Raw genomic sequence first — 22,964 nt, forward strand, 5'->3', positions numbered from 1 at the left:
GCAGTAGTTGTTTAGCCCGCTTTAAGATGATTACTGGAGCGACTTGTCCAGGCTGCGGCCGGTCGGGTGATGCACGAATATGCGCGGATTGCCGCCAATGGGAGCAGCAAGGGCGGTTGTTACATAATCGGGCTTTATTTGTTTATGACGCAGCTATGAAACAATGGATTTACCAGTACAAGGGTCTTGGCGATTATCGCTTACACGATGCGTTTCAAGATCTCATTGCTGCACAATTGCAAAATGCTGGGACACTGGTCGCCATTCCTAGCGAATCCAAACATTATGATGTGCGGGGATTTGATCCAATTCAGGGACTTTTTGGCGGTTTGCAGCTACAGCCATGGCTACGTAAATCACCAACGGCCAAACCGCAGGCGCAGAAAAATCGTCGCGAACGATTACAAACGCCGCAAAGCTTTACCGTACTTGTGCCAGCAGCAAAGTTGAATCAAACCAAACAAATTACATTGGTTGACGATTTATATACCACAGGACGGACATTGTATCACGCTCGCGATGCGCTTGTGGCCGCGGGATTTCAGGGCACGGTGACCGCATTTACTTTAATTCGCTGAAATGTGGCTTTTGTTGTGTCTGGAGACAACATTCGGGTATAATGAAATTGAAGATTGGAAGGGTTTTATCCCAACCAATCGACGTGTAAGTGTTTATTACACGTAGGAAAGGGGAGAAGTTTTATGCTCACATACAATGTTCGTGGCGAAAACATCGAAGTCACCGAGGCCATCAGAAGTTACGTGGAGAAGCGGATTAGCAAACTGAACAAGTTCTTCGGAGGTTCGGTTACTGCAACGGCACACGTCAATTTGAAGGTTTATTCCGATAAAACTGCAAAAGTTGAAGTGACCATCCCGTTGTCTTTCTTGACCCTGCGTGCTGAAGAAACCAGCCCGGATCTTTATGCCAGCATCGATCTCGTGACCGACAAGCTGGAACGGCAGGTACGCAAGTTCAAGACAAAGATCAATCGCAAGTCACGTGAAAAAGGCTTTGGCCAAATCGACATTGATGCGACTGCACCAGCTGAACCGAAACCAGCCGAAGATGATGATAATCTGACGGTTGTTCGAACTAAGCGAGTGTCGTTGAAGCCGATGGATTCGCAAGAAGCCATTCTACAGATGGATATGTTGGGGCACAACTTCTTTATCTTTGAAGATGCTGACACCAATGGCACAAGCATTGTTTATAAGCGGCGTGACGGGCGTTATGGCTTGATCGAAACCGACGAATAAGCAGTTCTTAAAACAAAAAACGGCTCTACGTCAACTGGTGTTGAAGAATAAATTTATCATTTGAGGCGGTTCTCCATTTGGGGAGCCGTCTTTGTCATGTTATGCCGTGATTTGGTAGATTCGTTTGAAGAAGTTCAGCTGATTCTTGAAGCCAAAACAGGATCGTTTGAGTGACTTGATGAGGCGGTTAACGCCTTCGATCGGACCGTTGGAATAAGGGCTGGTGACAGCGGCGAGAACAGCGACTTTGTGTCGCTTAAGCGTCGCGATCGTCATGTCCATTGCCGTACCGTTTGGCTCGTAAGTAGCTAACAGGTTTGCCAGTTCCGCGGGATGTTTCTTCACCATCAAAGCATCATGAAGTGCTAAGTAGGTCTCGTAGGTTTGCTTGAGCTTGGGCTCAGTATCAAGTGCGATATCGATGGCCTCCTGTTGCGTGACGTATTCATTCAAACCAAACAGGAACTGTTTGTGTTTAGCGTCAGGCGCGGTTTGATGAAAAAGCCGCCAGTTTGTCTTCATGATCTTATAAGGACGGCTGTGTTTGTCATCAAGCTGTTTGAGCGCTTGGACGCGTACCTGATCAAGGGCACGAGCCGCAAGTTGAATGATATGGAACCGATCAATGACGACTTGGGCCTTGGGGAAAACCTCATGAATAATCGTTTGATAAGCTGCATTCATGTCCATGGTGACCGTCTGGACCCGAGTGCGGTCAGCGAGTGAATAATGAGCGATGAAAAAATTTTTAATCGTGCGGTTGAATCGATCACCAAGCAAGGCAATCAGACGATGTGAATCGGCATCAAGACAGATAAACGACATCATGCCATGAGTGGAACGGAACTCATCAAAGCAGAGTCGCGTGGGTAGCCGGCGAGCCGGTCGGAGTTTGAGATTTTGGTCAATGATCCGTTGAACCGAGGAGGCTGAGATTCCGATAATACGGGCGATGGTTTTGACTGGCAACCGTTCATGCGCTAACTTCATGATTCGCTCTGTCATGTGAGCGGCGATCGTGTGGTTGGGTTGCACGAGTGGCGTCTTGGCACTGACTGTGTGGTAACAGTTATGACAGCGCCATCGTTGCTTGTGCAAGTCAATGACTGTCGGCATTTCAACCCCATTGAGGACGCGCACGTGGGCCGTATAAAACCCGTTAGGGTGCAAGGCCTCAAAGCCACACAGTGGGCACCGGGTTAACCGGTAAGTCAGCTCGGCATCAATCACATGATACTGGCGGCGACGTACCCCGTTGCCGCGATATTCATGACGAACAAAGGCAACTTTGATATTATGGTCTGGTATTCCAAGGACGGACAGTGTAGGATCGTATTGGGACATTTACTCATAACCTCGCTTGCTTTTGGTTTCGACGCTAACAAGCATAGCATGGACACTGAGTAGGTGTCTTTTTGCGTTATCCAAAAAGGGCCTACACGTTCAGTGTTGATTATTTCTCAACACCAGAAAGTGTAGACCCCAAAAAACAAGATCGCCGCAAAAGGTGATCTTGTTTTTTGTTGGGAAAGTTTGCCATATGGACTTATTGCTGGTAAGTTTTTATTAAAGTTTAATGACAATATACAAATTGGGGCCTGGTATATGAACTTGCAGGCAGTGAAGATTGAGGCGCTATCGTGCTGGTATTCAGTTGTTATTGTGAACGGCATCGGCGTGCGCTCGTCGATGTGGATAATGCAGGATCTTTGTACTGCTCGGTTTTCAATACCCAATGAAAATGTTAAGATACTATAGATATACTGTCAGTTTAACAAAGTTTCGACAGAGAGGAATCCATTCATGGCCAATATTCTTAGAAAATGGGTCGAAAGCGATAAGCGAGAAATCGCGCGCCTAGGCAAAATTGCTGATAAGGTTCAGCAATATGAAGATGAGTATGCAGCATTATCTGATGAACAATTAAAAGCAAACACACCAAAATTAAAAGATCGTCTCGCAGCTGGTGCTACCCTTGATGACATTCTGCCAGAAGCCTTTGCGACTGCGCGGGAAGGTGCCAAGCGTGTTTTAGGTCTATTCCCGTTCCGAGTCCAAATTATTGGCGGGATTGTGTTGCATGAAGGCAACATTGCGGAGATGAAGACCGGTGAAGGGAAAACTTTAACCGCAACCATGCCTGTTTATTTGAACGCACTCACTGGTAAAGGTGTTCATGTTGTCACGGTCAATGAGTACCTGTCAACCCGTGATGCCACGGAAATGGGCGAGCTATACAACTGGCTTGGCTTGAGCGTAGGGTTAAACCTCAATTCCAAGAACAGTGATGAAAAACGAGAAGCTTATAATTGCGACATTACCTATTCCACGAACAGTGAACTCGGGTTTGATTATCTGCGTGACAACATGGTTGTTTACAAAGAGCAGATGGTTCAGCGGCCACTGAATTTTGCAATCGTCGATGAAGTTGACTCTATTTTGATTGATGAGGCGCGAACCCCATTGATCATTTCTGGCGGCGCAGAAAAAACAACCGGTCTCTACATTCGTGCCGATCGGTTTGTCAAGACGCTAAAAGCGGAGACCGATTACAAGATCGACTGGCCAACGAAGACAATCTCGTTAACTGAAAGCGGCATCCGGAAGGCTGAAAAGAATTTCGGACTGGATAATCTGTATGACACCGAAAATACGGCCTTAACCCATCATATTGATCAGGCCTTGCGGGCTAATTACATCATGCTCAAGGATATCGATTACATGGTTTCCGATGGTGAAGTCCTCATTGTTGATCAGTTTACTGGCCGAGCAATGGAAGGTCGCCGATATTCTGACGGCTTGCATCAGGCGATTGAAGCCAAAGAAGGCGTCCAAATTCAGGACGAAAATAAGACGATGGCTAACATCACTTATCAAAACTTCTTCCGGATGTACACCAAGTTGGCCGGGATGACTGGGACCGCAAAGACCGAGCAAGAAGAATTCCGAGAAATTTATAACATGGAAGTCATCTCTGTTCCGACCAACAAGCCAGTTATCCGGGTTGACTCCCCTGACGTGCTGTACCCGACGTTAGATGCTAAGTTCAACGCGGTTGTTGAAGACATCAAAGCGCGTCATGAAAAAGGCCAGCCGATGCTGATTGGGACGGTTGCGATTGAATCGAGTGAACGGCTTAGTAAGCAACTTGATGAAGCCAAGATTCCACATACCGTTTTGAACGCGAAGAATCACTTTAAAGAAGCAGAAATCATTATGAATGCTGGCCAACGCGGCGCTGTGACAATTGCGACGAACATGGCTGGGCGTGGTACGGATATCAAACTTGGACCTGGTGTCACCGAACTTGGCGGTTTGGCAGTTATCGGGACGGAACGCCATGAAAGTCGTCGAATTGATAATCAGTTGCGAGGCCGTTCAGGGCGTCAAGGCGATCCAGGTTCTACACAGTTTTACCTGAGCCTTGAAGATGATCTGATGAAACGCTTTGGTTCTGATCGAATTAAAGCTATGTTGGATCGCTTTAAGGTGGCGGATGATGATCAGGTGATTCAAAGTCGGATGATTTCACGGCAGGTGGAGTCAGCCCAGAAACGGGTCGAAGGGAATAACTACGACACGCGGAAGAATACGCTGCAATATGATGATGTGATGCGTGAACAACGCGAGGTCATTTACAAGCAGCGGCAGCAAGTCATCAATGAACAGGAAACGTTGAAGCCTGTCTTGATGGCTATGATCAATCGAACGATTACACGGATTGTTCAGACTCATACCCAAGGAGATCAGAAGGACTGGAACCTTGATGCCTTGTACGCTTGGGTCACTGCCAACATGATTGATCCTGAGAAATTCAAACGCAGCCAGTTAGATGGCAAGTCGCAAGACGAGTTGATCGGGTTACTGGCCGAGATGGCGGAGACCAACTTCCAGCAAAAGAATAAGCAGCTGGGCGATGACGCGCAGATGCTTGAATTCGAAAAAGTTGTTATTTTGCGCGTGGTTGATTCTGCTTGGACCGATCATATTGATGCGATGGATCAGTTGCGGCAGTCGATCGGATTGCGCGGTTATGGTCAAATGAATCCGCTGGTCGAATATCAAGAAGAAGGCTACCGGATGTTTGAAGAAATGATTGCATCAATTGATGATGATGTGACTCGGCTGTTCATGAAAGCTGAAATCCGACAAAATATTCGCCGTTAATAACGGCTTAGCGCCCCGGCACCGCGGCTACAGCTTGCGGTACTGGGGTGTTTTGAAGCAGTCGCCGACGCACTTAGTCACGCTACAATAACGCAACTATGTTTAAAAAAAAGGGAGATTACACGATGGAACTGAGTGTTATGCGCAACACCTTGGCCGCCATGCGGACCAAAATTAATCAATTTAGGGGGTCACTTTGACCTCGATGCGCTGAACGAACGCATTACTGAAAATGAAGGCAGAATGGCTGAACCCGGCTTTTGGGATGACTCGGAGGCGGCTCAAAAGGTTATTGACAACAACAATGCGCTCAAAGAAAAGCACGATCGATTTTATGCACTAGAAAATGAGTTGGAAGATCTTGAGGCTGGTTTTGAGTTATTACAAGACGAGCCTGATAAGGACTTGCAGCAAGAAGAAGAAGCAAAGATCAAAGATTTACAGGAAAAGCTGGACAAGTATGAGATGCAGCTTTTGCTGAACGGTCCATATGATCACAACAATGCCATTTTGGAAATTCACCCTGGTGCAGGCGGCACGGAATCTCAGGATTGGGGGTCAATGCTGATGCGGATGTATCAGCGTTGGGCCGATCAGAACGGATTCAAAGTAGAAGTGGCGGATTATCAGCCTGGGGATGAAGCTGGCATCAAGAGCGTAACGCTGCTGATCAATGGCGAGAATGCTTATGGCTTGCTGAAAAGTGAAAAAGGCGTCCATCGACTTGTGCGGATTTCGCCATTTGATTCCGCTGGACGGCGACACACTAGCTTTGCCTCGGTGGACGTGATGCCGGAACTCGACAACTCAATCGAAGTTGATCTGCGGCCGGAAGACATCAAAATGGAGGTTTTCCGCTCAAGCGGCGCTGGCGGTCAGCATATCAACAAAACCTCCAGTGCGGTTCGCTTGATTCATCTACCAACCGGAATCGTCACCTCAAGTCAGGCGCAACGGTCACAGTTTCAGAACAAAGCGACTGCGATGGCGATGTTAAAGGCTAAATTGTATCAGCGCGAAGAAGAAGCTAAGCGTGCTAAGGCCAAGGCCATTCAAGGCGAACAAAAAGATGTCGCATTTGGTTCACAAATTCGCTCTTACGTCTTTCACCCATACACGATGGTGAAAGATCATCGCACGAATTATGAAACAGGCAATGGCAATGCGGTTATGGACGGGGATTTGAATCCATTCATCAATGCGTATCTTCAATGGGAACTTGCGCAAAAGAATCCTGATTAAACTGTAATCTGCCTGAAACCTTGCTGACTTAATCGCCTGTTATACTGATGCTAGCTTAGAAAAAGGAGCAATTTGCATGATTCAAATGGAGAACGTGACGAAGCAGTATGCTAACGGCGTGACTGCCATTAAAAATCTCAATCTTGAGATTCATGATGGCGAGTTCGTCTATGTGATCGGTCCCAGCGGTGCCGGGAAATCGACTTTCGTCAAAATGCTTTACCATGAACTAATGCCAACCAGCGGTACGATTAAAATTGATGATTTTGATTTTGCAACAATGAAACCGAGCCGGGTACCATTTTTGCGACGTCATATTGGTATCGTCTTTCAAGATTTTAAACTTTTACCGCGGTTAACAGTGTACGAAAACATTGCTTACGCGATGCAAGTGATCGAAGCACCTGACGAAAAAATCAAGGACCGAGTCCTCGAAGTACTGGGCCTGGTAGGTCTCGAACAAAAACTGCGCCGTTTTCCTGATGAATTATCCGGTGGGGAACAACAACGTGTGTCAGTTGCTCGTGCCATCGTCAACAAGCCTAAGGTATTGATCGCCGACGAACCGACAGGCAATTTGGATCCACAAACATCAGATGAAATTGTTGATATTCTTGAGCGGATCAATGCCAGTGGGACAACTGTTATTATGGCGACGCATAACAAGGACATCGTAAATGAGCGTCAGCATCGCTTACTTGAAATTGCTGGCGGCCGTTTGGTTCGTGACGAAGAAGGAGGCACTTACGGTAATGAAGACTAAGATCTTTTTCCGGCATGTAAAGGATTCGCTGCGCAGTCTGAAGCGAAATGGCTGGATGTCAGTTGCCGCTGTCAGTGCCGTTACAGTTACCTTACTATTGGTCGGTATTTTCATGGCACTTATTTTCAACTTGCATCATGTATCAGAGCAAGTTGAAAATGACGTTCAAGTGCGTGTTTACATCGAGAAGAAAACTACGACGAAACAACGTGATGCATTAAAGACTCAGCTAGAAAAGCTTGATAATGTCAAGAAAGTGACTTACCGGTCACGTCAGCAGGAATTGAACACCATTGTCGGCGGGTATGGTTCGCAATGGAAAATGTTCTCTGGCGATCAGAACCCATTGAGTGATGTCTTCATGGTTAAGACAAGCAACCCTAAGGCGACGATCAAGGTCTCCAAACAAGCTCAAAAACTAAACCATGTGGTGGACGCAAGTTATGGCGGCCGGACTGCGAAAAAACTGTTCAACTCAGTTGATTCAGCACAAAAGTGGGGACTTGGTTTTACTGTCCTTCTGCTGTTCGTGGCGGTTTTCCTGATAAGTAATACCATTCGGATTACGATTCTGTCGCGTTCTGACGAAATCAGAATTATGCGCCTAGTTGGGGCAACAAATTCATACATTCGTTGGCCATTTATTCTTGAAGGCGCTTGGACTGGATTGTTCGGGGCTGTGCTGCCAATTGTGATTGTTGACATCGGTTATGCCGTTGTTTACCGCAGCTTCAGCTTATCAAGCGGCTCTAACGGTTATTCGCTATATGGCACGATGCCATTTCTGCTTTGGCTTGATTTGATGCTGGCGGGCATTGGTATCATCATCGGTGCATTAGGCGCAGTCATTTCAATGCGGCGTTTCCTCAAAATTTAATCGTGCAATTTGTGAACTCATCCTCGCTAATGACGGGGATGAGTTTTTTGCTTTGATGTGAGCGCTAAGTTGCAGTTGATTGAACCGGTGATACGCTGATTGACTGGTTTGCATGTCAACAGAGCCACTCAAAACTGAGGAAAAATAGTCATTAGAATAAGCGGGAGGGGAACACCTTAATCATCATGCATAAGCTTGATGATTAAGGTGTTTGCTATCATACTCGGCTATGCGTGCCTACTCACATTTTGATTTTTATGACGTTGTGGGAGCCTCCGGCGATTTCTGCTATACTGGTCACAGTGAATATTGGAGGGTTACCGATGGCAGTTGTAGTTGCCTTACTTATCAATCCGGTTGGTTTGGTGTTTTGGCTAGCGCTAGGTTTAACGATTTGGTTTGCTGTCAATCGCACTGATCGCGAGCGCCGCCGGTATCTGCGCGCAATTCATCCCAAACATCCAGAAATTGGTCGGTTCTTCTGGATCGGACTTGTCGTAGGTGCGCTAGTCTCGCTGGTGATGGTTATTGGACGACTGCAGATCAGTTTAGCTGCTTTGCTTGCATTAAGCGGCTTGACGTTAGTAGCATTGCTATTTTCTAAATGGCGATTTAGCCCTTGGTGGCTAGGTCTTGCCAGTCTGGCGGCAGTTGGTCAGTCTGGTTTGCTAGCTGAACAGCATGCAGCTAATTTAGCTATTTTGGTCGGCCTATTATGGCTAACACAAGCTGGACTTGCGAGATTCAACCGCGGCGATGAGATCGAGTCGCCTGTGATTCAACAAGACCGCCGCCAGCGGCAAAGTGCGGCGTTTGAGTTGCGGCAACTGTTCTGGGTGCCGTTAATCTTACCTGTTGCTGTTGAAAACGTCAGCAACCTCCCACTGCTGGCGGTTACAGTGCAGTCTTTGACTTTTGTGGGCTTGCCGTTGCTTTTAGGTGCGACCTTCATGACTCCGCGAGATCGCGCTCAGACGGCTTGGCGGCGAAGTTGGCCGTGGTATGGCGGCGCAGGTGGCGTGCTTATCATTTATGGCATTGTTGCCCGCACCATGACCTTGCCTTTGCTGGTTAGTCTTGTCTTTCCAGCAGTGGTGAGTTTAGTATTGGTTGGCGGCTTCATTTGGCAGGGACGGCAGGTGCATCTGACGGTGACTTTAGCCGATCAAGGTGTGGTGTTGATTGGTGTCGTGCCGCATACACCGGCTGCAGAGATGGGCTTACAACCCGGTGATCGTGTATTGGCCTGCAATCACCATTCCGTGAACAATTCTCGTGAGCTTTACGATGCCATTCAAAAAGAACCAACCTATTGCCGCTTGCGGCTTCGACAGGCAGATGGTGAGCTGCGATTAGCTGAGACGGCCATTTTTGCCGGTGCCCCACACGAACTTGGTATGATTTTATTTCCGGAGGAGACAGCATGAAGAAGATCTTGATTGTTGATGACGAACCTGCGATTTTGACGTTGCTGCAATATAATTTGGAAGCTGAACACTATCAGGTCGAAACAGCGACAGATGGTCAGGAGGCTTTGGATAAAGTACGCAACGAGCCATTTGACTTTATCATCCTCGATTTAATGCTGCCGAGTCTGAGCGGCTTGGATGTTACCCGCAAAATTCGTGAAGATAAAATTCAGACGCCGATTATGATCTTGACTGCCAAAGACAATGAAACCGATAAAATTGTTGGCCTAGAACTCGGAGCAGATGACTATGTGACTAAGCCGTTTTCGCCGCGGGAGATCATTGCTCGGATCAAGGCGATTGAACGACGGAGTCAGAGTCAGCCACAAACCAGTCAAAAACCGGGCAACAGTGATCAGATCACAGTTGGCCAGATCGCGATTGATCCAGAAAATTATAAGGCCAGCAAGGGTGGCAAACGGCTGCAGTTGACGCCAAAAGAATTTGAGCTACTGGTTTACTTTGCTCAACGTGTTGGCAAGACCTTGTCTCGAGATGCTTTATTGAACGGGGTTTGGGGATTCGACTATCCCGCAGAGACGCGAATGGTGGATATTCAGGTCAGCCATTTACGCGATAAAATTGAAACGGATCCGAAACATCCGGACTATTTAAAGACAGTTCGCGGTTTCGGATACCAAATGGAGGCACCCCATGAATAAACGAATCATTCGGCGTGCACTCATCATTAGTCTGCTATCATTGGCAGGCTTTTTTGTGCTTGTGACAACGGTGAATCAACAAATTGTCCATCAACAAGCGCGTGATCTTCGGCGGGTCGGCCGGACGTATGCGGCCTCGAGTCATGATGGGGTCAATCGGCAAGCATTGGCAGAGTCAGAGGCAGCCTTCATCACGGTCATTCCCAATAATCCGCGGACCACGCGTCAAAAAGTGATGGCTGATGCCTTGCGTGGTAATCGGGATGCAGCGTTTGTAACAACCGTCAACGTGAATGGTCGAACAGAGCAAGCGTATTTATTCCAAAATAAAGGGCAGTGGGTGGCAGTCAGCCGCTTTAAGTCAAGTGTCTGGACAACTGCACCAGAGCAATTCTGGCTCCTAACGCTTGCCTTTGCGGCATTGCTCGCTGCCATTCTCATTTGGCTTTTTCGATCTGAACATCGTTATCAAGAAGCGATTGAAGTCATGAGCCATAATCTAGATCGCATCCGTCGAAAGAAAGACCCAGATCCGGTGATTTTACCGCCCGATTCACCTTTTGTACCAGTTGCTCGCCGCATCAATGCATTGGCCGCTGAACAAGCCCATCTCCGTGAAAAAGTGGCGGTGCGTCAATCAAGTTTTGATCGGTTGATTGATAACTTGCCATTGGGAGTCATGCTGATTGACACCGATAAAGATGTCATCTTGCATAATCACGCCATGTCGCAGCTGCTAGGTCATCAAATCCCGCAGCCCCGACACAGCTATCTTGATGATGTTAAAACTTATGCCTTGGCGCGCATGATCGAACACACTTTTCGCCATGAAAAAACGCATCATCAGGAACTGACAATTTTGACCACGCAAAAATCCGTTGATGCTTCGGTTATTCCTTTGAATCAAGGCATCAGTCGGTTGCAGGTGCTGGTGATTTTATATGATGTCACTTACTTGCGACAGGTTGAAAAAATGCAACTGGACTTTGTCGGGAATGTCAGCCATGAATTGAAGACCCCAGTCACAGCTATTTCTGGATTTGCAGAGACTTTACTTGGCGGTGCGAAGAATGATCCGGCGACCTTGGACAGGTTCTTAGGGATTATTTATGACGAGAGCAAGCGATTAACACAATTAATTAATGACATTTTGACGTTGAGTCGACCGGATTCCAACCAAAATGTGGCTGCATCGGTTGCTTTGAAAAAATTGGTCGATGATGCATTGCATAATTTGGCCAAAGTGATTCAAGACAAGCAAATTCGCGTTGAAGTGGCAATTACCCCGGATCTATTGGTCGTGACTGACGAGCGCAAATTGACCCAAATCGTGCGCAACTTATTGAACAACGCAGTCTTCTACAATCGCTTGGCTGGTCATGTCACAATCAGCGCTCAGGTTGTCGATCATCAGCTGTCACTGGCAGTTGCCGACACTGGGATCGGGATTTCTGAGACGGAACAGGCCCGGATCTTCGAACGCTTTTACCGAGTAGATAAGGCTCGCAGTCGTCATAATGGCGGTACCGGTCTCGGTTTAGCGATTGTGGCCGAACTGGTTAAGAGTATGGATGGTCATGTTGCGGTTCACAGCCAAGTAGGGGTTGGGTCAACGTTTACGGTCACTTTGCCTGTGGGTGAGGGCCCGCACAGAGGATGAAAAACTGCAGCCATCATGCCTTTACACAATCTTTACATTCAATGACATGAACATTTACATGTAACTGATAAAATAATTGGAGCTTGAAATGGAGGATTTCGTGTGAAAAAAATTGTGACCCTGTTGAGCCTGCTGTTCTTGCCACTGTTAATCAGTGCTTGCAACAGCAGCAGTCAACAGTCGGGAGAATCGATCACCGCAGTTGGATCAAGTGCCTTACAGCCCTTGGTTGAAGCGGCGGGTGAACAATATCAGACGGAACATTTGGGGGTCTTTATCAACGTCCAAGGCGGCGGGAGTGGCACAGGTTTAAGCCAGATCCAACAAGGTGCTGTGGACATTGGTAATTCGGATCTTTTTGCTGAAGAAAAAGCTGGTATCAAGGCCAAAGCATTGGTTGATCATAAGGTAGCAGTTGTCGGGATTGCCCCGATTGTGAATCCGAAGGTTGGCGTTAAAAACGTCTCGATGGCACAGCTACAAAAAATCTTTCTTGGCGAAATTACCAACTGGCAGCAGTTGGGCGGCAAAAATGTGCCGATTGTTCTAGTCAATCGAGCGCAAGGCTCAGGCACACGCGCGACTTTTGAAAAATGGGTGATGCAAGGCAAACAGCCAATGGCCGCTCAGGAGCAGGATTCTACCGGGATGGTTCGACAAATTGTCGGCAGTACGCCTGGTGCCATTTCTTATGTGGCGTTTTCGTACATTGATAAAACAGTTCAGGGGCTCTCAGTTGATGGCGTCGCACCCACGGATGCAAATGTCACGACCAATCAATGGCGCATTTGGTCGTACGAACATATGTATACGAAAGGGCAGCCAAAAGGACTCACTAAGAAATTTTTGGCTTATGTGATGTCACCAGCTATTCAGAAGAAGCTTGTTTTGAAAATGGGTTACGTCCCGATGACACAAATGAAAGTGGTTCGGGACGCGAATGGCAAAGTGAGCAAGCAGTAACCTGTGATGTTATCAAGGCACGGTCAGATCCGTTGGCTGTGTCAGGTGTCGGACAGAAGCGTGATCTAATCCGGATAGAAACCGATGTTGTGGTCTTCGCCGGGAAGGTTTTAGTTAGAAAGCGCGTTTAGGAGGTCAAGATGGATCCAATTCGGGAAGCAATGCTCAAAAAATCGCGTTCAGCTAAGTTAGAGCAGCGTGGTAAACTGATCAGTTTGCTTTGTATCAGTTTAATTGTGATTGTGGTGGTGGCAATTTTCTTCTTTGTGGCATCGAAAGGACTAGCTACCTTCTTTCAAAACAAGATTAATCTTTGGTCGTTTCTAAGCAAGAGTGTTTGGAATCCGTCAATCAAAGATGCGCACGGCAATCCCGAAGTTGGCGCCTTGCCAATGATCGTCGGTTCGTTTGGTGTGACGTTCCTGTCAGCAATTATTGCGACGCCGTTTGCGGTTGGCGCAGGCATTTTTATGACTGAGATTTCCCGTAAATGGGGACAGAAGATTTTGCAACCGGTGATTGAATTACTGGTTGGGATTCCATCAGTTGTTTATGGGTTCATCGGCCTCTCCGTCATCGTGCCTTTTATTCGCCACATTTTTGGTGGTACTGGGTTCGGGATTTTAGCTGGTACTTTTGTTTTGTTCGTCATGATTTTACCCACTGTGACATCCATGACCGTGGACGCGTTAAAAGCTGTTCCACGACATTATCGTGAAGCGTCATTAGCATTAGGGGCAACACGCTGGCAAACCACGTATCGCGTGGTTCTACGTGCTGCGATTCCGGGAATTCTGACTGGGATTGTGTTTGGGATGGCACGTGCCTTTGGTGAAGCACTGGCGGTTCAGATGGTGATTGGGAACGCAGCGCTTTTACCGAAAAATTTGGTTTCTCCAGCTTCGACACTGACCTCTGTCTTGACGAGCGGTATTGGCAACACAGTTATGGGGTCGCTAGATAACAATGCTTTGTGGTCTCTGGCATTGTTGCTGCTCCTCATGTCGCTAGCCTTTAATCTGCTGATTCGCTGGATCGGGAAGAAAGGGGAGTTGAACAAATGAATCCAAAAGTTGCTGATAAAATCGCAACGACGGTTTTGTATATCGTCTCAGGTATCATCATTATCATCTTGGCGAGCCTTCTTGGATACATTCTATTTCAAGGCTTACCTCACATCTCCTGGCATTTTCTGACAAGTCCGGCTCAAAGCTTTGAGGCTGGCGGCGGGATCGGTATCCAGTTGTTTAACTCCTTTTATCTCCTGCTGCTCGCAATGTTGATTTCCACGCCAATTTCATTGGGTGCAGGGATTTACTTGAGCGAATATGCTAAGAAAAACTGGCTGACCGATGTCATTCGGACGTCCATCGAAATCTTAAGCTCGCTACCTTCCGTGGTGGTTGGTTTATTCGGCTTCTTGATTTTCGTGTTGCAGTTCAAGTTTGGCTTTTCAATTTTATCCGGTGCGTTGGCGCTGACGGTTTTCAACCTGCCGTTGTTAACGCGTAACGTGGAAGATTCGTTGCGTGGAGTTGAGTATGAGCAGCGCGAAGCCGGTCTGGCGCTTGGCTTGTCACGTTGGGAAACTGTCCTGCATGTTGTCATTCCTGAAGCATTGCCAGGTATCATTACTGGGATGATTCTCGGCGCAGGGCGTGTCTTCGGTGAAGCTGCGGCCCTGATTTATACCGCTGGACAAAGTGCGCCAGCGTTGGATTTTACCGACTGGAATCCTGCTAACATCGCAAGTCCGCTTAATCCTTTCCGTCCGGCCGAAACATTAGCCGTGCATATTTGGAAGATCAACTCGGAAGGCATTCAGCCAGATGCCGTTGCCGTCTCGGCCGGTGCAAGTGCGGTCTTGGTTCTGGCCGTTCTGCTGTTTAATCTCGGTGCGCGCTACTTTGGCAATCGCCTGTTCAAAAAAATGACCGCATCCTAATGTGAATACGCACATGCCATTGCAGTGAAGTTGGTGATGGTGGTCATAAAGTTGGCGACAAAACGCTTGGAGGCTCACGATGCAAGAACTTGAAAAATATTCATTAGATGACACTTATATTCGTCCATTCGATCGCGACAAGCAGGAAATTGCGATCGAAACAGAGAATCTACGCGTTTTTTATGGTGAGAATGAAGCCATTCATAAGGTCTCTTTACCGTTTGAGCGGTATAAGATTACGGCATTAATCGGCGCCAGCGGTTCAGGGAAGTCGACTTACTTGCGCTCGTTGAATCGCATGAATGATAATATTGAAGGTGCACGTGTCACCGGCAAGATCATGTATCGCAACCTTGATATCAATAGTGACGCGGTGGATGTCTACGAAATGCGTAAGCATATTGGTATGGTCTTTCAGCGGCCTAATCCATTTGCCAAATCTATTTACGACAACATTGCCTTTGCCTTACGTCGATTTGGATTAAAAGACAAGCAAAAACTCGACGAGATAGTTGAAACCAGTTTGAAGCAGGCGGCGCTTTGGGACCAAGTCAAAGATGACTTGAATCAAAGTGGCATGTCACTTTCAGGGGGGCAGGCGCAGCGTTTGTGTATTGCCCGCGCGATTGCGATGAAGCCTGATATTTTGCTGTTAGATGAACCAGCCAGTGCGCTGGATCCGATCTCAACTTCGGCGGTTGAGGATACCTTGATGTCATTGAAGGATAAGTATACGATTATCATCGTCACACACAACATGCAGCAGGCCGCCCGAATCAGTGACTACACGGCGTTCTTCTACAGCGGAACGGCGATCGAATATGATGAAACCCGCAAAATCTTTACCCGGCCTAAGATCAAAGCGACGAACGACTATGTCTCCGGACATTTCGGCTAGGAGGAACACATGGCTGAAGCAAAAAAAATTATTACCAGTTCAAATGTTCATCTTTTTTATGGCAAATATGAGGCTTTAAAAGGCATCGACCTAGACTTCAATCAGAATGAAATTACGGCGTTAATTGGGCCATCTGGCTGTGGTAAGTCAACGTATTTGCGAACCCTGAATCGGATGAATGATCTCATTCCGGGTGTCACCATCACTGGCAATGTCAGTTTGCGGGGCAATAACATTTATTCGCCCAATGAAGATGTCGTTCAATTGCGAAAACAAGTCGGCATGGTTTTTCAACAACCTAATCCATTTCCTTTTTCGATTTATGAAAATGTCATCTATGGTTTGCGGCTGGCAGGCGTTAAGGATAAAGCCGTTTTAGATGAAGCCGTTGAAACCAGTTTGAAGCAAGCAGCAATTTGGGACGAGGTTAAGGATCACTTGCATGAAAGTGCCTTATCATTGTCAGGTGGTCAGCAGCAGCGGGTCTGCATCGCTCGGGTGTTGGCCGTTAAACCGGATGTGATTTTGTTAGACGAACCAACAAGCGCGCTTGATCCGATTTCGAGCACGCAGATCGAAAATATGCTGCTGGAATTGCGTGATCAGTATACGATTATTCTGGTAACTCACAGTATGCACCAGGCCTCGCGGATTTCAGATAAAACGGCTTTCTTCTTGACGGGTAATCTGATTGAATTTGCTGACACAAAACAAATGTTTTTAAATCCAAAGGAAAAGGAAACCGAAGATTACATTACTGGACGCTTCGGATAGGAGGGGTAGTATGCGACGACTTTTTGTTGATGAATTGAACGATCTTCATGTGCGCTTTTCGGAAATGGGGATGATGGTCAACGAGGCCATCTATAAGTCCGTGAAAGCATTCATCAATCACGACAAGGCCCTGGCCCGCGAAGTGATTCATGAAGATAAGCATATCAATGAACGTGAAGTAGATTTGGAAAAACGCAGCTTCGAATTGATTGCACTGCAGCAGCCGGTTACGACTGATTTGCGGGTGATTGTGACGGTCATGAAGGCCAGCTCTGATTTGGAACGGATGGGTGATCATGCGGTATCAATTGCTAAATCTACCATTCGGGTCAAGGGTGAGACCCGGGTTCCTCAAATCGAGGAAGATATCGCTGGCATGGCTGAAGCGGTTAAAGAGATGGTAGAACAGGTTCTGGATGCGTATGTGAAGGAAGATTCTGCTCGCGCCCGCAAGATTGCGCTTGAAGACCATGGGATCAATGACTTTTCATCACGAATCTACAAGGAATGTATTCGGCAGATGCAGGATAATCCAGAAACGGTGATCGGATCCATGGATTACATGCTGGTTTCTTCCTATCTTGAACGAATTGGCGATTATGTCACCAATATCTGTGAATGGATTGTTTATCTCAAAACAGGGAAGATTACCGAATTGAACTCAAATGCTATTGAGGATAAGTTCTGAGAAAATGACGCTCTTGCTGGCTTGCAAGGGTGACTGAAAAAGATTGACATTGATTGTTATTTTGAAAGAGGGATGATTTTTACTTTTGTGAAAATCATCCCTCTTTTGATCTCTCATGGATGACTTACTAATATCTAAAGATCCCGGTGCCAAGGCGGAGCAATCATAGGCTAGATGGGGTTCAGCCGTGCAAACATCATCAGCTCAGCGTTGCCAGCCCCATCTGGCTGGCGACTGTGGATAGATTTTTTTTGATGAACGCGCTGATGATGTGTCTCATGTCAATAACCAGATGAGTAGATGCATTACTTTCAAGCGTCCGTCTTCCGACCCGTTCAAAAATCAACCTTTGGACCTATGCGCCCCGGCGCGAATCCGTGCATACTAATCATGTAATCAAATCCTGGAGGGATAACCCATGAATGAACGCGAAAGAATTTTAGACCTAGTTAAAAAAGGCGTTATTTCAAGCGAAGAGGCGCTGGTACTTTTGGAAAACCTGGCGAAACGTCAAGGTTCCCAGCAGGCCGCTAGCCCGGCCGATAACACAGCTCCCGAAGAAACTTCGGAAACGCCGAATACGGATGATGAGCATGCAACCAGTGACACGGATCGCAATGAAGCGCTGACAGAACTCAACACTGAGATTGCTGAAGCAGCAGGTGCCTTAGATGCTGCTACCGCACAGGTTACAACTATTGGTAAACAAATCGATGCGAACAACGAACAGATCATCGTGCTGGACACGATGGAAGATCTCGAAGCCCTTTCCCCGGAAAAATACCAAAAGCGCGGGGATTTGAAACAGGAGAATCAGAAATTGACTGATCAGTTGGCCGAACTAAAAGGCCAAATTGAGTCTCTGAAAGCGAACCTTGCCGGCTTACGTCACCAAAAGCATGATTTAGAGCGTAAGAAGCTTGGCGACAAGATTTTAAATGACGATTGGCAAAAAGATGCTCGCGATGCTTTTTCTGAGTTTGGCAAAAACTTAGGTGATGCAACCACGCAACTGGGTGGGTTCGTGAAGGATACTGTCAACAATGTTTTGGATAACGTTGACTGGAAGAATGTCACCATTACAGTACCCGGTTTAGCAACTGAAAAATTTGACCATGTTTTCGATTTTCCAGATAGTCAGGCAACGATTCTTGATGTGAAAGTTGCTAATGGTGACGTGAAGTTCAAGACTTGGGATCAGCCAGGCATTCAAGTTGCTGCTGCGATCAAGTTGTACGGCAAAATGGATGCCGCATCGCCGCTGGATGCGTTCAAAGACCGGAGCCGCATTGATGTCACGGACGATCATTTTAGCTTCCAAGTACCAAACAAGCGGGTTCAAGCTGATTTGGTCATCTCATTGCCAAAGCGCAGTTATGATCATGTTGCTGTCCGGTTATTAAATGGCAGTGCAGACTTAACTGGCATTACCGGTAAAGATTTCTATGTTAAGAGTACAAATGGTCAGATGAACTTCACTCATGTTGATGGTGTCATGATCGAGAGTGAAGGTGTCAACGGCTCAATCAAGGTTCAAGGTGGTCATACCCATGACTTGTTGCTCACAACAGTGAATGGCGATGTCAGTGTTGATGCCGATCCGGCAACGGCCGCCTTAAAGACAGTTAACGGGACTGTGCGAGCTACCTATCACACGGACTTCACGACGCTTGAAGGCACTTCGATGAACGGCAATGTTAAAGTCGCCGTGCCGTCCTCCATTGCGCTTAACGGCGAGGTTCGGACGCATTTTGGCAGCATCAAGAGCCGCTTGAGTGAGGTTGCCGAACCAGCAAAAGGGATTAAGCGTCTGGAACTGACGCGTCCCGGGACTGGCAGTAGTGAAATGAAACTCAATACAACCAGTGGTAACATTCAATTAAAAGATTCAAATGACTGAGGGGATTGCTTATGCCTTTTCTATTAATTCCATTAATGTTCTTTATCATTGGCTTGATCATCGTGGCGGTTTTTGCCATTGGGATATTCCTGCTGAAACTTCTCATTGTACCGGCCTTACTCATCATCTTAGCTGTGTGGCTCTTCTCGCGGCACGATCGGTCTGACCGTTATGATCGTTGGCGTCCGCGTCACCCTTATCGTGATCGCGACTCATCTCGGCCCCGAAAAAATGCAACGCATGTGACCGAGTCGCATGACGATGACTGGAGCGATTTCTAATGAACTTCGTCAAACGCACCATCATAACGACGGCAGTTTTCCTGATTTACGCGCAACTGTTTCCGGCTCAGCTTTATGTGGCAGGATTTGGCGTTGCGGTAGTCGGTGCATTGGTGCTCGGCGTCTTGAATGGTCTGTTGCGACCAATTCTAGTGATTCTGTCGATACCAATCACGATTCTGACACTAGGTTTGTTCCTGATCGTGCTGAATGGTTTGATGCTAAGCATGATGACTTGGTTCGTACCAGGCATTGTGTTCAGCGGTTTCGGCGCTACGATGTTGCTGGCGGTCATTATTTCCGTGTTGAATATGATGTTTGTTGGCAAAAATTAAAGTGACGATTGAAAATGGCTTGCGATCTGCAGGCCATTTTTGCGTGACTTGAATGAACTAAAGGCTTATCGTTACCTTCCAACGAAGCGCACAATGTGAATGACCTTTTGCGAATGTTTCAACCTGCTGACCATAAGGGGAATCGACTTATGGTAAAATAGAGCAAATATGGCGAAAGAAAGGTGGACTTCATGGCAGACAGCGTGACAGTGCGGCAGTTGGTTAAGGCAACCAAGCTCGAGGTATACAGCGGCGAGGAATATCTTGATCAGCGGCAAGTCGTTTTGAGTGATATTTCGCGTCCCGGCTTGGAACTGACTGGCTATTTTAATTACTATCCACATGAACGGATTCAATTGTTCGGTCGAACGGAAATTTCATTTGCGCGAAACATGTCATCCGAAGAACGTTTATTGATTTTAAAGCGCATGGCAACTGAAGATACCCCAGCATTTTTGGTATCGAGGGGGTTGGAGGCGCCGGCAGAAATGATCACCGCAGCGACAGCGGCTCATATTCCTGTTTTGGGATCGCGTTTGCCGACGACGCGTTTGTCGAGTCTGATTACCGAGTATTTGGATAGTCAGCTGGCGGAGAGGCGCAGTATGCATGGGGTGCTAGTCGATATTTATGGGCTCGGCGTGCTGATTACCGGCGATTCTGGTGTCGGCAAATCCGAAACAGCGTTGGAATTGGTTCAGCGTGGGCATCGCTTGATTGCCGATGATCGGGTTGATGTTTATCAACAGGATGAACAAACCATTGTCGGGGCTGCACCGCCGATTCTTTCGCATCTGCTGGAAATTCGTGGCTTGGGCATTATCGATGTCATGAATCTTTTCGGTGCTGGCGCTGTTCGTGAAGATACTACTATTTCATTAATCGTCCATCTCGAGAATTGGACACCAGACAAAACCTTTGACCGGCTTGGTTCTGGGGAACAGACACAATTAATTTTTGATGTGCCAGTGCCAAAAATCACAGTGCCAGTTAAGGTCGGGCGTAACTTGGCCATCATCATTGAAGTCGCGGCCATGAACTTCCGCGCCAAGTCAATGGGCTATGACGCCACCAAGACATTTGAAAAAAATCTTAATCATCTGATCGAGCATAATGAAGAAACCGACCAGAACAGTTCGGGGGACAAATAACTTGTTATTAGCACTTAATCCGATCGCTTTTCAATTAGGCGGTCTGGAAGTTCATTGGTACGGTATCATTATTGCCAGTGCCGTTCTAATTGCGGTTTATCTAGCGATGCGCGAAGCACCCAAACGCGGGATTAAGGAAGACCACATTTTGAATCTTATCTTGTGGGCGTTGCCGTTTGCCTTGATCGGCGCACGGCTTTACTATGTGGCGTTTGAATGGCCTTACTATGCCGCTCATCCCGGCGAGATCATTGCTATTTGGCATGGCGGGATTGCGATTTACGGTGCATTAATTGCCAGTGTCATCGTTTTTGCCATTTATTGTCGGGTCCAATGGTTGCCAGTTTGGCTTGTCCTCGATATTGCTGCACCAACTGTGATGTTGGCGCAGGCAATTGGTCGCTGGGGCAACTTCATGAATCAAGAAGCCCATGGTGCTGTGACCACGTTAGCCTATTTACGCGGCTTGCATTTGCCAGAATTTATCATTCAGCAGATGAACATCGGTGGGGCATATCGTCAACCGACTTTTCTGTATGAAAGCATGTGGAATCTAGTCGGCTTTGCTTTGCTCATGACGGTGCGTCACCATGAGCACTGGTTTAAGCAAGGCGAAGTTGTGTTGAGTTATGTGATGTGGTACAGCTTTGGCCGTTTCTTTGTTGAAGGTATGCGGACCGACTCATTGTATGTCATGCCCGGACTGCGTGTTTCACAATTGTTGTCGATCATCTTATTTGTTGCAGCGGCTGGCTTAGTTTGGTATCGGCGGCGGCAAGGAAATGTGGCATGGTATTTAGACGGCAATCCGCTTAAAGCGGTGGAATAGGAGTGATTTTGTGCCAACGAAAATAGCAGTGTTAGGGGCTGGTTCTTGGGGCACCGTGCTAGCCAATTTATTAACTGAAAATGGTCATGAAGTTGATTTGTGGAGTCACAATCCGGATCAGGTAGCCTTGATGAAGCGGACCCATCAAAATGAACACTATCTTGGTGCTGAGTTTACATTACAGCCGGCTTTGCATGTGACTGCTGACCTTGGCCAAGCCTTGGATCAAGCGGCGGTCATTTTGTTTGTTGTTCCAACCAATGCGATTCGCAGCGTGGCCGAGCAAGTTAAACCAATTCTGCAAGCTCATAAAGGGCGCGGTGAACAACCGATTATTGTTCATGCTGCTAAAGGACTTGAACGTGGCAGTGAGTTGCGCATCTCGCAAGTGCTCGCAGAAGTCTTGCCGAAGGAATTAATTCAAGGTATTGTTGTGATTTCCGGCCCGAGTCACGCCGAAGATGTCGCCACCCACGATATTACAACGTTAACCGCCGCTTCCGATGATTTGAAGTTGGCAGAAAAAGTGCAGAAGCTGTTCATGAATGATTATTTTCGGTTGTATACCAACACCGACGTCATTGGCGTTGAAATTGGTGCCGCTCTGAAAAACGTGATTGCCATTGGCGCTGGTGCCTTGCACGGTCTCGGCTATGGCGACAATACCAAAGCGGCCTTGATGACTCGCGGTTTAGCTGAAATCAGTCGGGTCGGCGTGAAGCTAGGTGCCGAACCGTTGACTTTCATCGGCTTATCCGGTGTCGGTGATCTGATTGTGACCTGTACCTCGGTCCACAGTCGTAACTGGCGAGCCGGCAACGCACTTGGACAAGGTGAAAAGTTGCCGGATGTGTTGAAAAACATGGGGATGGTGGTTGAAGGTGTCTCAACGACCAAAGTTGCCCATCAAATGGCCCGTGAACTTGACGTTGACATGCCAATCACAGACGCGATTTATCAAGTGCTCTACGAAAACGCGCCGATTCGTACTGTCATTACTGACTTGATGAAGCGTTCTGGTAAGCCGGAATTCGATTTTGACAATGCAAGTTTACAAAAACCATAAAACCATGTATATTAAACAGTATAGCTTACTAATTG

Annotated in this window: 22 protein-coding genes; 21 read left to right on the forward strand and 1 reads right to left on the reverse strand. The window is 47.2% G+C overall.

The features are described from left to right. Positions 1–116 precede the first annotated feature (116 nt). Entirely contained in the window at positions 117–578 is a 462-nt protein-coding gene (locus tag AC07KQ_RS04570; RefSeq protein ID WP_003564183.1) for a ComF family protein, read from the forward strand. A gap of 123 nt (positions 579–701) precedes the next feature. Beyond that, positions 702–1,259: a ribosome hibernation-promoting factor, HPF/YfiA family gene (gene hpf / locus AC07KQ_RS04575; RefSeq protein ID WP_003569531.1), complete on the forward strand. Its 558-nt coding sequence runs from the start codon at positions 702–704 to the stop codon at positions 1,257–1,259. Between the two features lie 99 nt (positions 1,260–1,358). Here the strand turns inward: hpf and AC07KQ_RS04580 are convergent, their stop codons facing one another. Beyond that, positions 1,359–2,603 carry an ISL3 family transposase gene (locus tag AC07KQ_RS04580; protein ID WP_013245374.1) on the reverse strand — a complete coding sequence of 415 codons (1,245 nt, stop codon included), beginning with the start codon at positions 2,601–2,603 and terminating at the stop codon, positions 1,359–1,361. Between the two features lie 459 nt (positions 2,604–3,062). On the opposite strand from AC07KQ_RS04580, the gene secA reads away from it, so the two are divergent. The 19 genes from secA (at position 3,063) to AC07KQ_RS04675 (ending at position 22,929) form a co-directional block, all read left to right on the forward strand. Continuing rightward, positions 3,063–5,426, forward strand: coding sequence for a preprotein translocase subunit SecA (gene secA / locus AC07KQ_RS04585; protein WP_003578257.1), 2,364 nt, complete (start codon positions 3,063–3,065; stop codon positions 5,424–5,426). 125 nt (positions 5,427–5,551) lie between these two features. Further along, positions 5,552–6,668 (forward strand): peptide chain release factor 2 gene (prfB, locus tag AC07KQ_RS04590; RefSeq protein ID WP_096772597.1). Its coding sequence is split into 2 segments (ribosomal slippage): positions 5,552–5,623 and positions 5,625–6,668, totalling 1,116 coding nucleotides; the frame shifts between segments, so codons are not numbered across the junction. 76 nt (positions 6,669–6,744) lie between these two features. After that, a complete protein-coding gene (ftsE, locus tag AC07KQ_RS04595) occupies positions 6,745–7,431 on the forward strand; it encodes a cell division ATP-binding protein FtsE (protein WP_003564191.1) in 687 nt (228 codons plus the stop codon). Further along, entirely contained in the window at positions 7,421–8,308 is an 888-nt protein-coding gene (ftsX, locus tag AC07KQ_RS04600; RefSeq protein WP_003564193.1) for a permease-like cell division protein FtsX, read from the forward strand. Before ftsE ends, ftsX begins: the two co-directional genes overlap by 11 nt. Positions 8,309–8,631: 323 nt before the next feature. After that, positions 8,632–9,735 carry a PDZ domain-containing protein gene (locus AC07KQ_RS04605; protein ID WP_013245563.1) on the forward strand — a complete coding sequence of 368 codons (1,104 nt, stop codon included), beginning with the start codon at positions 8,632–8,634 and terminating at the stop codon, positions 9,733–9,735. After that, positions 9,732–10,439 (forward strand): response regulator transcription factor, encoded by a 708-nt coding sequence (locus AC07KQ_RS04610; protein ID WP_003564199.1) that lies wholly within the window; start codon positions 9,732–9,734, stop codon positions 10,437–10,439. The genes AC07KQ_RS04605 and AC07KQ_RS04610 overlap by 4 nt, the downstream gene beginning before the upstream one ends. After that, a complete protein-coding gene (gene pnpS, locus AC07KQ_RS04615) occupies positions 10,432–12,099 on the forward strand; it encodes a two-component system histidine kinase PnpS (RefSeq protein WP_003564201.1) in 1,668 nt (555 codons plus the stop codon). The genes AC07KQ_RS04610 and pnpS overlap by 8 nt, the downstream gene beginning before the upstream one ends. Positions 12,100–12,201: 102 nt before the next feature. Then, entirely contained in the window at positions 12,202–13,062 is an 861-nt protein-coding gene (locus tag AC07KQ_RS04620) for a phosphate ABC transporter substrate-binding protein PstS family protein (protein WP_003569539.1), read from the forward strand. A gap of 140 nt (positions 13,063–13,202) precedes the next feature. Next, complete coding sequence (gene pstC / locus AC07KQ_RS04625; RefSeq protein WP_003564205.1) at positions 13,203–14,126, forward strand: phosphate ABC transporter permease subunit PstC; 924 nt, start codon at positions 13,203–13,205, stop codon at positions 14,124–14,126. Beyond that, a complete protein-coding gene (gene pstA, locus AC07KQ_RS04630) occupies positions 14,123–15,007 on the forward strand; it encodes a phosphate ABC transporter permease PstA (RefSeq protein WP_003564208.1) in 885 nt (294 codons plus the stop codon). The genes pstC and pstA overlap by 4 nt, the downstream gene beginning before the upstream one ends. A 79-nt stretch (positions 15,008–15,086) precedes the next feature. Further along, positions 15,087–15,905: a phosphate ABC transporter ATP-binding protein PstB gene (gene pstB, locus AC07KQ_RS04635; RefSeq protein ID WP_003564210.1), complete on the forward strand. Its 819-nt coding sequence runs from the start codon at positions 15,087–15,089 to the stop codon at positions 15,903–15,905. A gap of 9 nt (positions 15,906–15,914) precedes the next feature. Beyond that, a complete protein-coding gene (pstB, locus tag AC07KQ_RS04640; RefSeq protein WP_013245564.1) occupies positions 15,915–16,679 on the forward strand; it encodes a phosphate ABC transporter ATP-binding protein PstB in 765 nt (254 codons plus the stop codon). Positions 16,680–16,689: 10 nt separating this feature from the next. Beyond that, the gene (gene phoU / locus AC07KQ_RS04645; protein WP_003569545.1) at positions 16,690–17,367 is read left to right on the forward strand and encodes a phosphate signaling complex protein PhoU; all 678 of its coding nucleotides are present in this window, start codon (positions 16,690–16,692) and stop codon (positions 17,365–17,367) included. 418 nt (positions 17,368–17,785) lie between these two features. Then, entirely contained in the window at positions 17,786–19,267 is a 1,482-nt protein-coding gene (gene liaX / locus AC07KQ_RS04650) for a daptomycin-sensing surface protein LiaX (protein WP_003564216.1), read from the forward strand. A gap of 11 nt (positions 19,268–19,278) precedes the next feature. Beyond that, positions 19,279–19,548 (forward strand): hypothetical protein, encoded by a 270-nt coding sequence (locus AC07KQ_RS04655; protein WP_013245565.1) that lies wholly within the window; start codon positions 19,279–19,281, stop codon positions 19,546–19,548. Beyond that, positions 19,548–19,883, forward strand: coding sequence for a phage holin family protein (locus AC07KQ_RS04660; protein ID WP_003564220.1), 336 nt, complete (start codon positions 19,548–19,550; stop codon positions 19,881–19,883). Before AC07KQ_RS04655 ends, AC07KQ_RS04660 begins: the two co-directional genes overlap by 1 nt. 191 nt (positions 19,884–20,074) lie before the next feature. Continuing rightward, on the forward strand, positions 20,075–21,034 hold the full coding sequence (gene hprK, locus AC07KQ_RS04665) for an HPr(Ser) kinase/phosphatase (protein WP_003564222.1): 960 nt from the start codon (positions 20,075–20,077) through the stop codon (positions 21,032–21,034). A gap of 1 nt (position 21,035) precedes the next feature. Beyond that, entirely contained in the window at positions 21,036–21,863 is an 828-nt protein-coding gene (gene lgt, locus AC07KQ_RS04670) for a prolipoprotein diacylglyceryl transferase (RefSeq protein ID WP_003578277.1), read from the forward strand. 10 nt (positions 21,864–21,873) lie between these two features. Beyond that, positions 21,874–22,929, forward strand: a complete 1,056-nt coding sequence (locus AC07KQ_RS04675; protein WP_003583985.1) for an NAD(P)H-dependent glycerol-3-phosphate dehydrogenase — start codon at positions 21,874–21,876, stop codon at positions 22,927–22,929. Positions 22,930–22,964: the final 35 nt, after the last annotated feature.

The sequence above is a fragment of the Lacticaseibacillus sp. YLM2-1 genome, assembly GCF_056583465.1.

What these genes read in the sequence shown, in the direction of transcription:
- hpf (WP_003569531.1), top strand. Translation starts at nt 702, where the DNA reads ATGCTCACATACAATGTTCGTGGCGAAAACATCGAAGTCACCGAGGCC.
- AC07KQ_RS04580 (WP_013245374.1), bottom strand. Translation starts at nt 2,603, where the DNA reads ATGTCCCAATACGATCCTACACTGTCCGTCCTTGGAATACCAGACCAT.
- secA (WP_003578257.1), top strand. Translation starts at nt 3,063, where the DNA reads ATGGCCAATATTCTTAGAAAATGGGTCGAAAGCGATAAGCGAGAAATC.
- ftsE (WP_003564191.1), top strand. Translation starts at nt 6,745, where the DNA reads ATGATTCAAATGGAGAACGTGACGAAGCAGTATGCTAACGGCGTGACT.
- ftsX (WP_003564193.1), top strand. Translation starts at nt 7,421, where the DNA reads ATGAAGACTAAGATCTTTTTCCGGCATGTAAAGGATTCGCTGCGCAGT.
- AC07KQ_RS04605 (WP_013245563.1), top strand. Translation starts at nt 8,632, where the DNA reads ATGGCAGTTGTAGTTGCCTTACTTATCAATCCGGTTGGTTTGGTGTTT.
- AC07KQ_RS04610 (WP_003564199.1), top strand. Translation starts at nt 9,732, where the DNA reads ATGAAGAAGATCTTGATTGTTGATGACGAACCTGCGATTTTGACGTTG.
- pnpS (WP_003564201.1), top strand. Translation starts at nt 10,432, where the DNA reads ATGAATAAACGAATCATTCGGCGTGCACTCATCATTAGTCTGCTATCA.
- pstC (WP_003564205.1), top strand. Translation starts at nt 13,203, where the DNA reads ATGGATCCAATTCGGGAAGCAATGCTCAAAAAATCGCGTTCAGCTAAG.
- pstA (WP_003564208.1), top strand. Translation starts at nt 14,123, where the DNA reads ATGAATCCAAAAGTTGCTGATAAAATCGCAACGACGGTTTTGTATATC.
- pstB (WP_003564210.1), top strand. Translation starts at nt 15,087, where the DNA reads ATGCAAGAACTTGAAAAATATTCATTAGATGACACTTATATTCGTCCA.
- pstB (WP_013245564.1), top strand. Translation starts at nt 15,915, where the DNA reads ATGGCTGAAGCAAAAAAAATTATTACCAGTTCAAATGTTCATCTTTTT.
- phoU (WP_003569545.1), top strand. Translation starts at nt 16,690, where the DNA reads ATGCGACGACTTTTTGTTGATGAATTGAACGATCTTCATGTGCGCTTT.
- liaX (WP_003564216.1), top strand. Translation starts at nt 17,786, where the DNA reads ATGAATGAACGCGAAAGAATTTTAGACCTAGTTAAAAAAGGCGTTATT.
- AC07KQ_RS04655 (WP_013245565.1), top strand. Translation starts at nt 19,279, where the DNA reads ATGCCTTTTCTATTAATTCCATTAATGTTCTTTATCATTGGCTTGATC.
- AC07KQ_RS04660 (WP_003564220.1), top strand. Translation starts at nt 19,548, where the DNA reads ATGAACTTCGTCAAACGCACCATCATAACGACGGCAGTTTTCCTGATT.
- hprK (WP_003564222.1), top strand. Translation starts at nt 20,075, where the DNA reads ATGGCAGACAGCGTGACAGTGCGGCAGTTGGTTAAGGCAACCAAGCTC.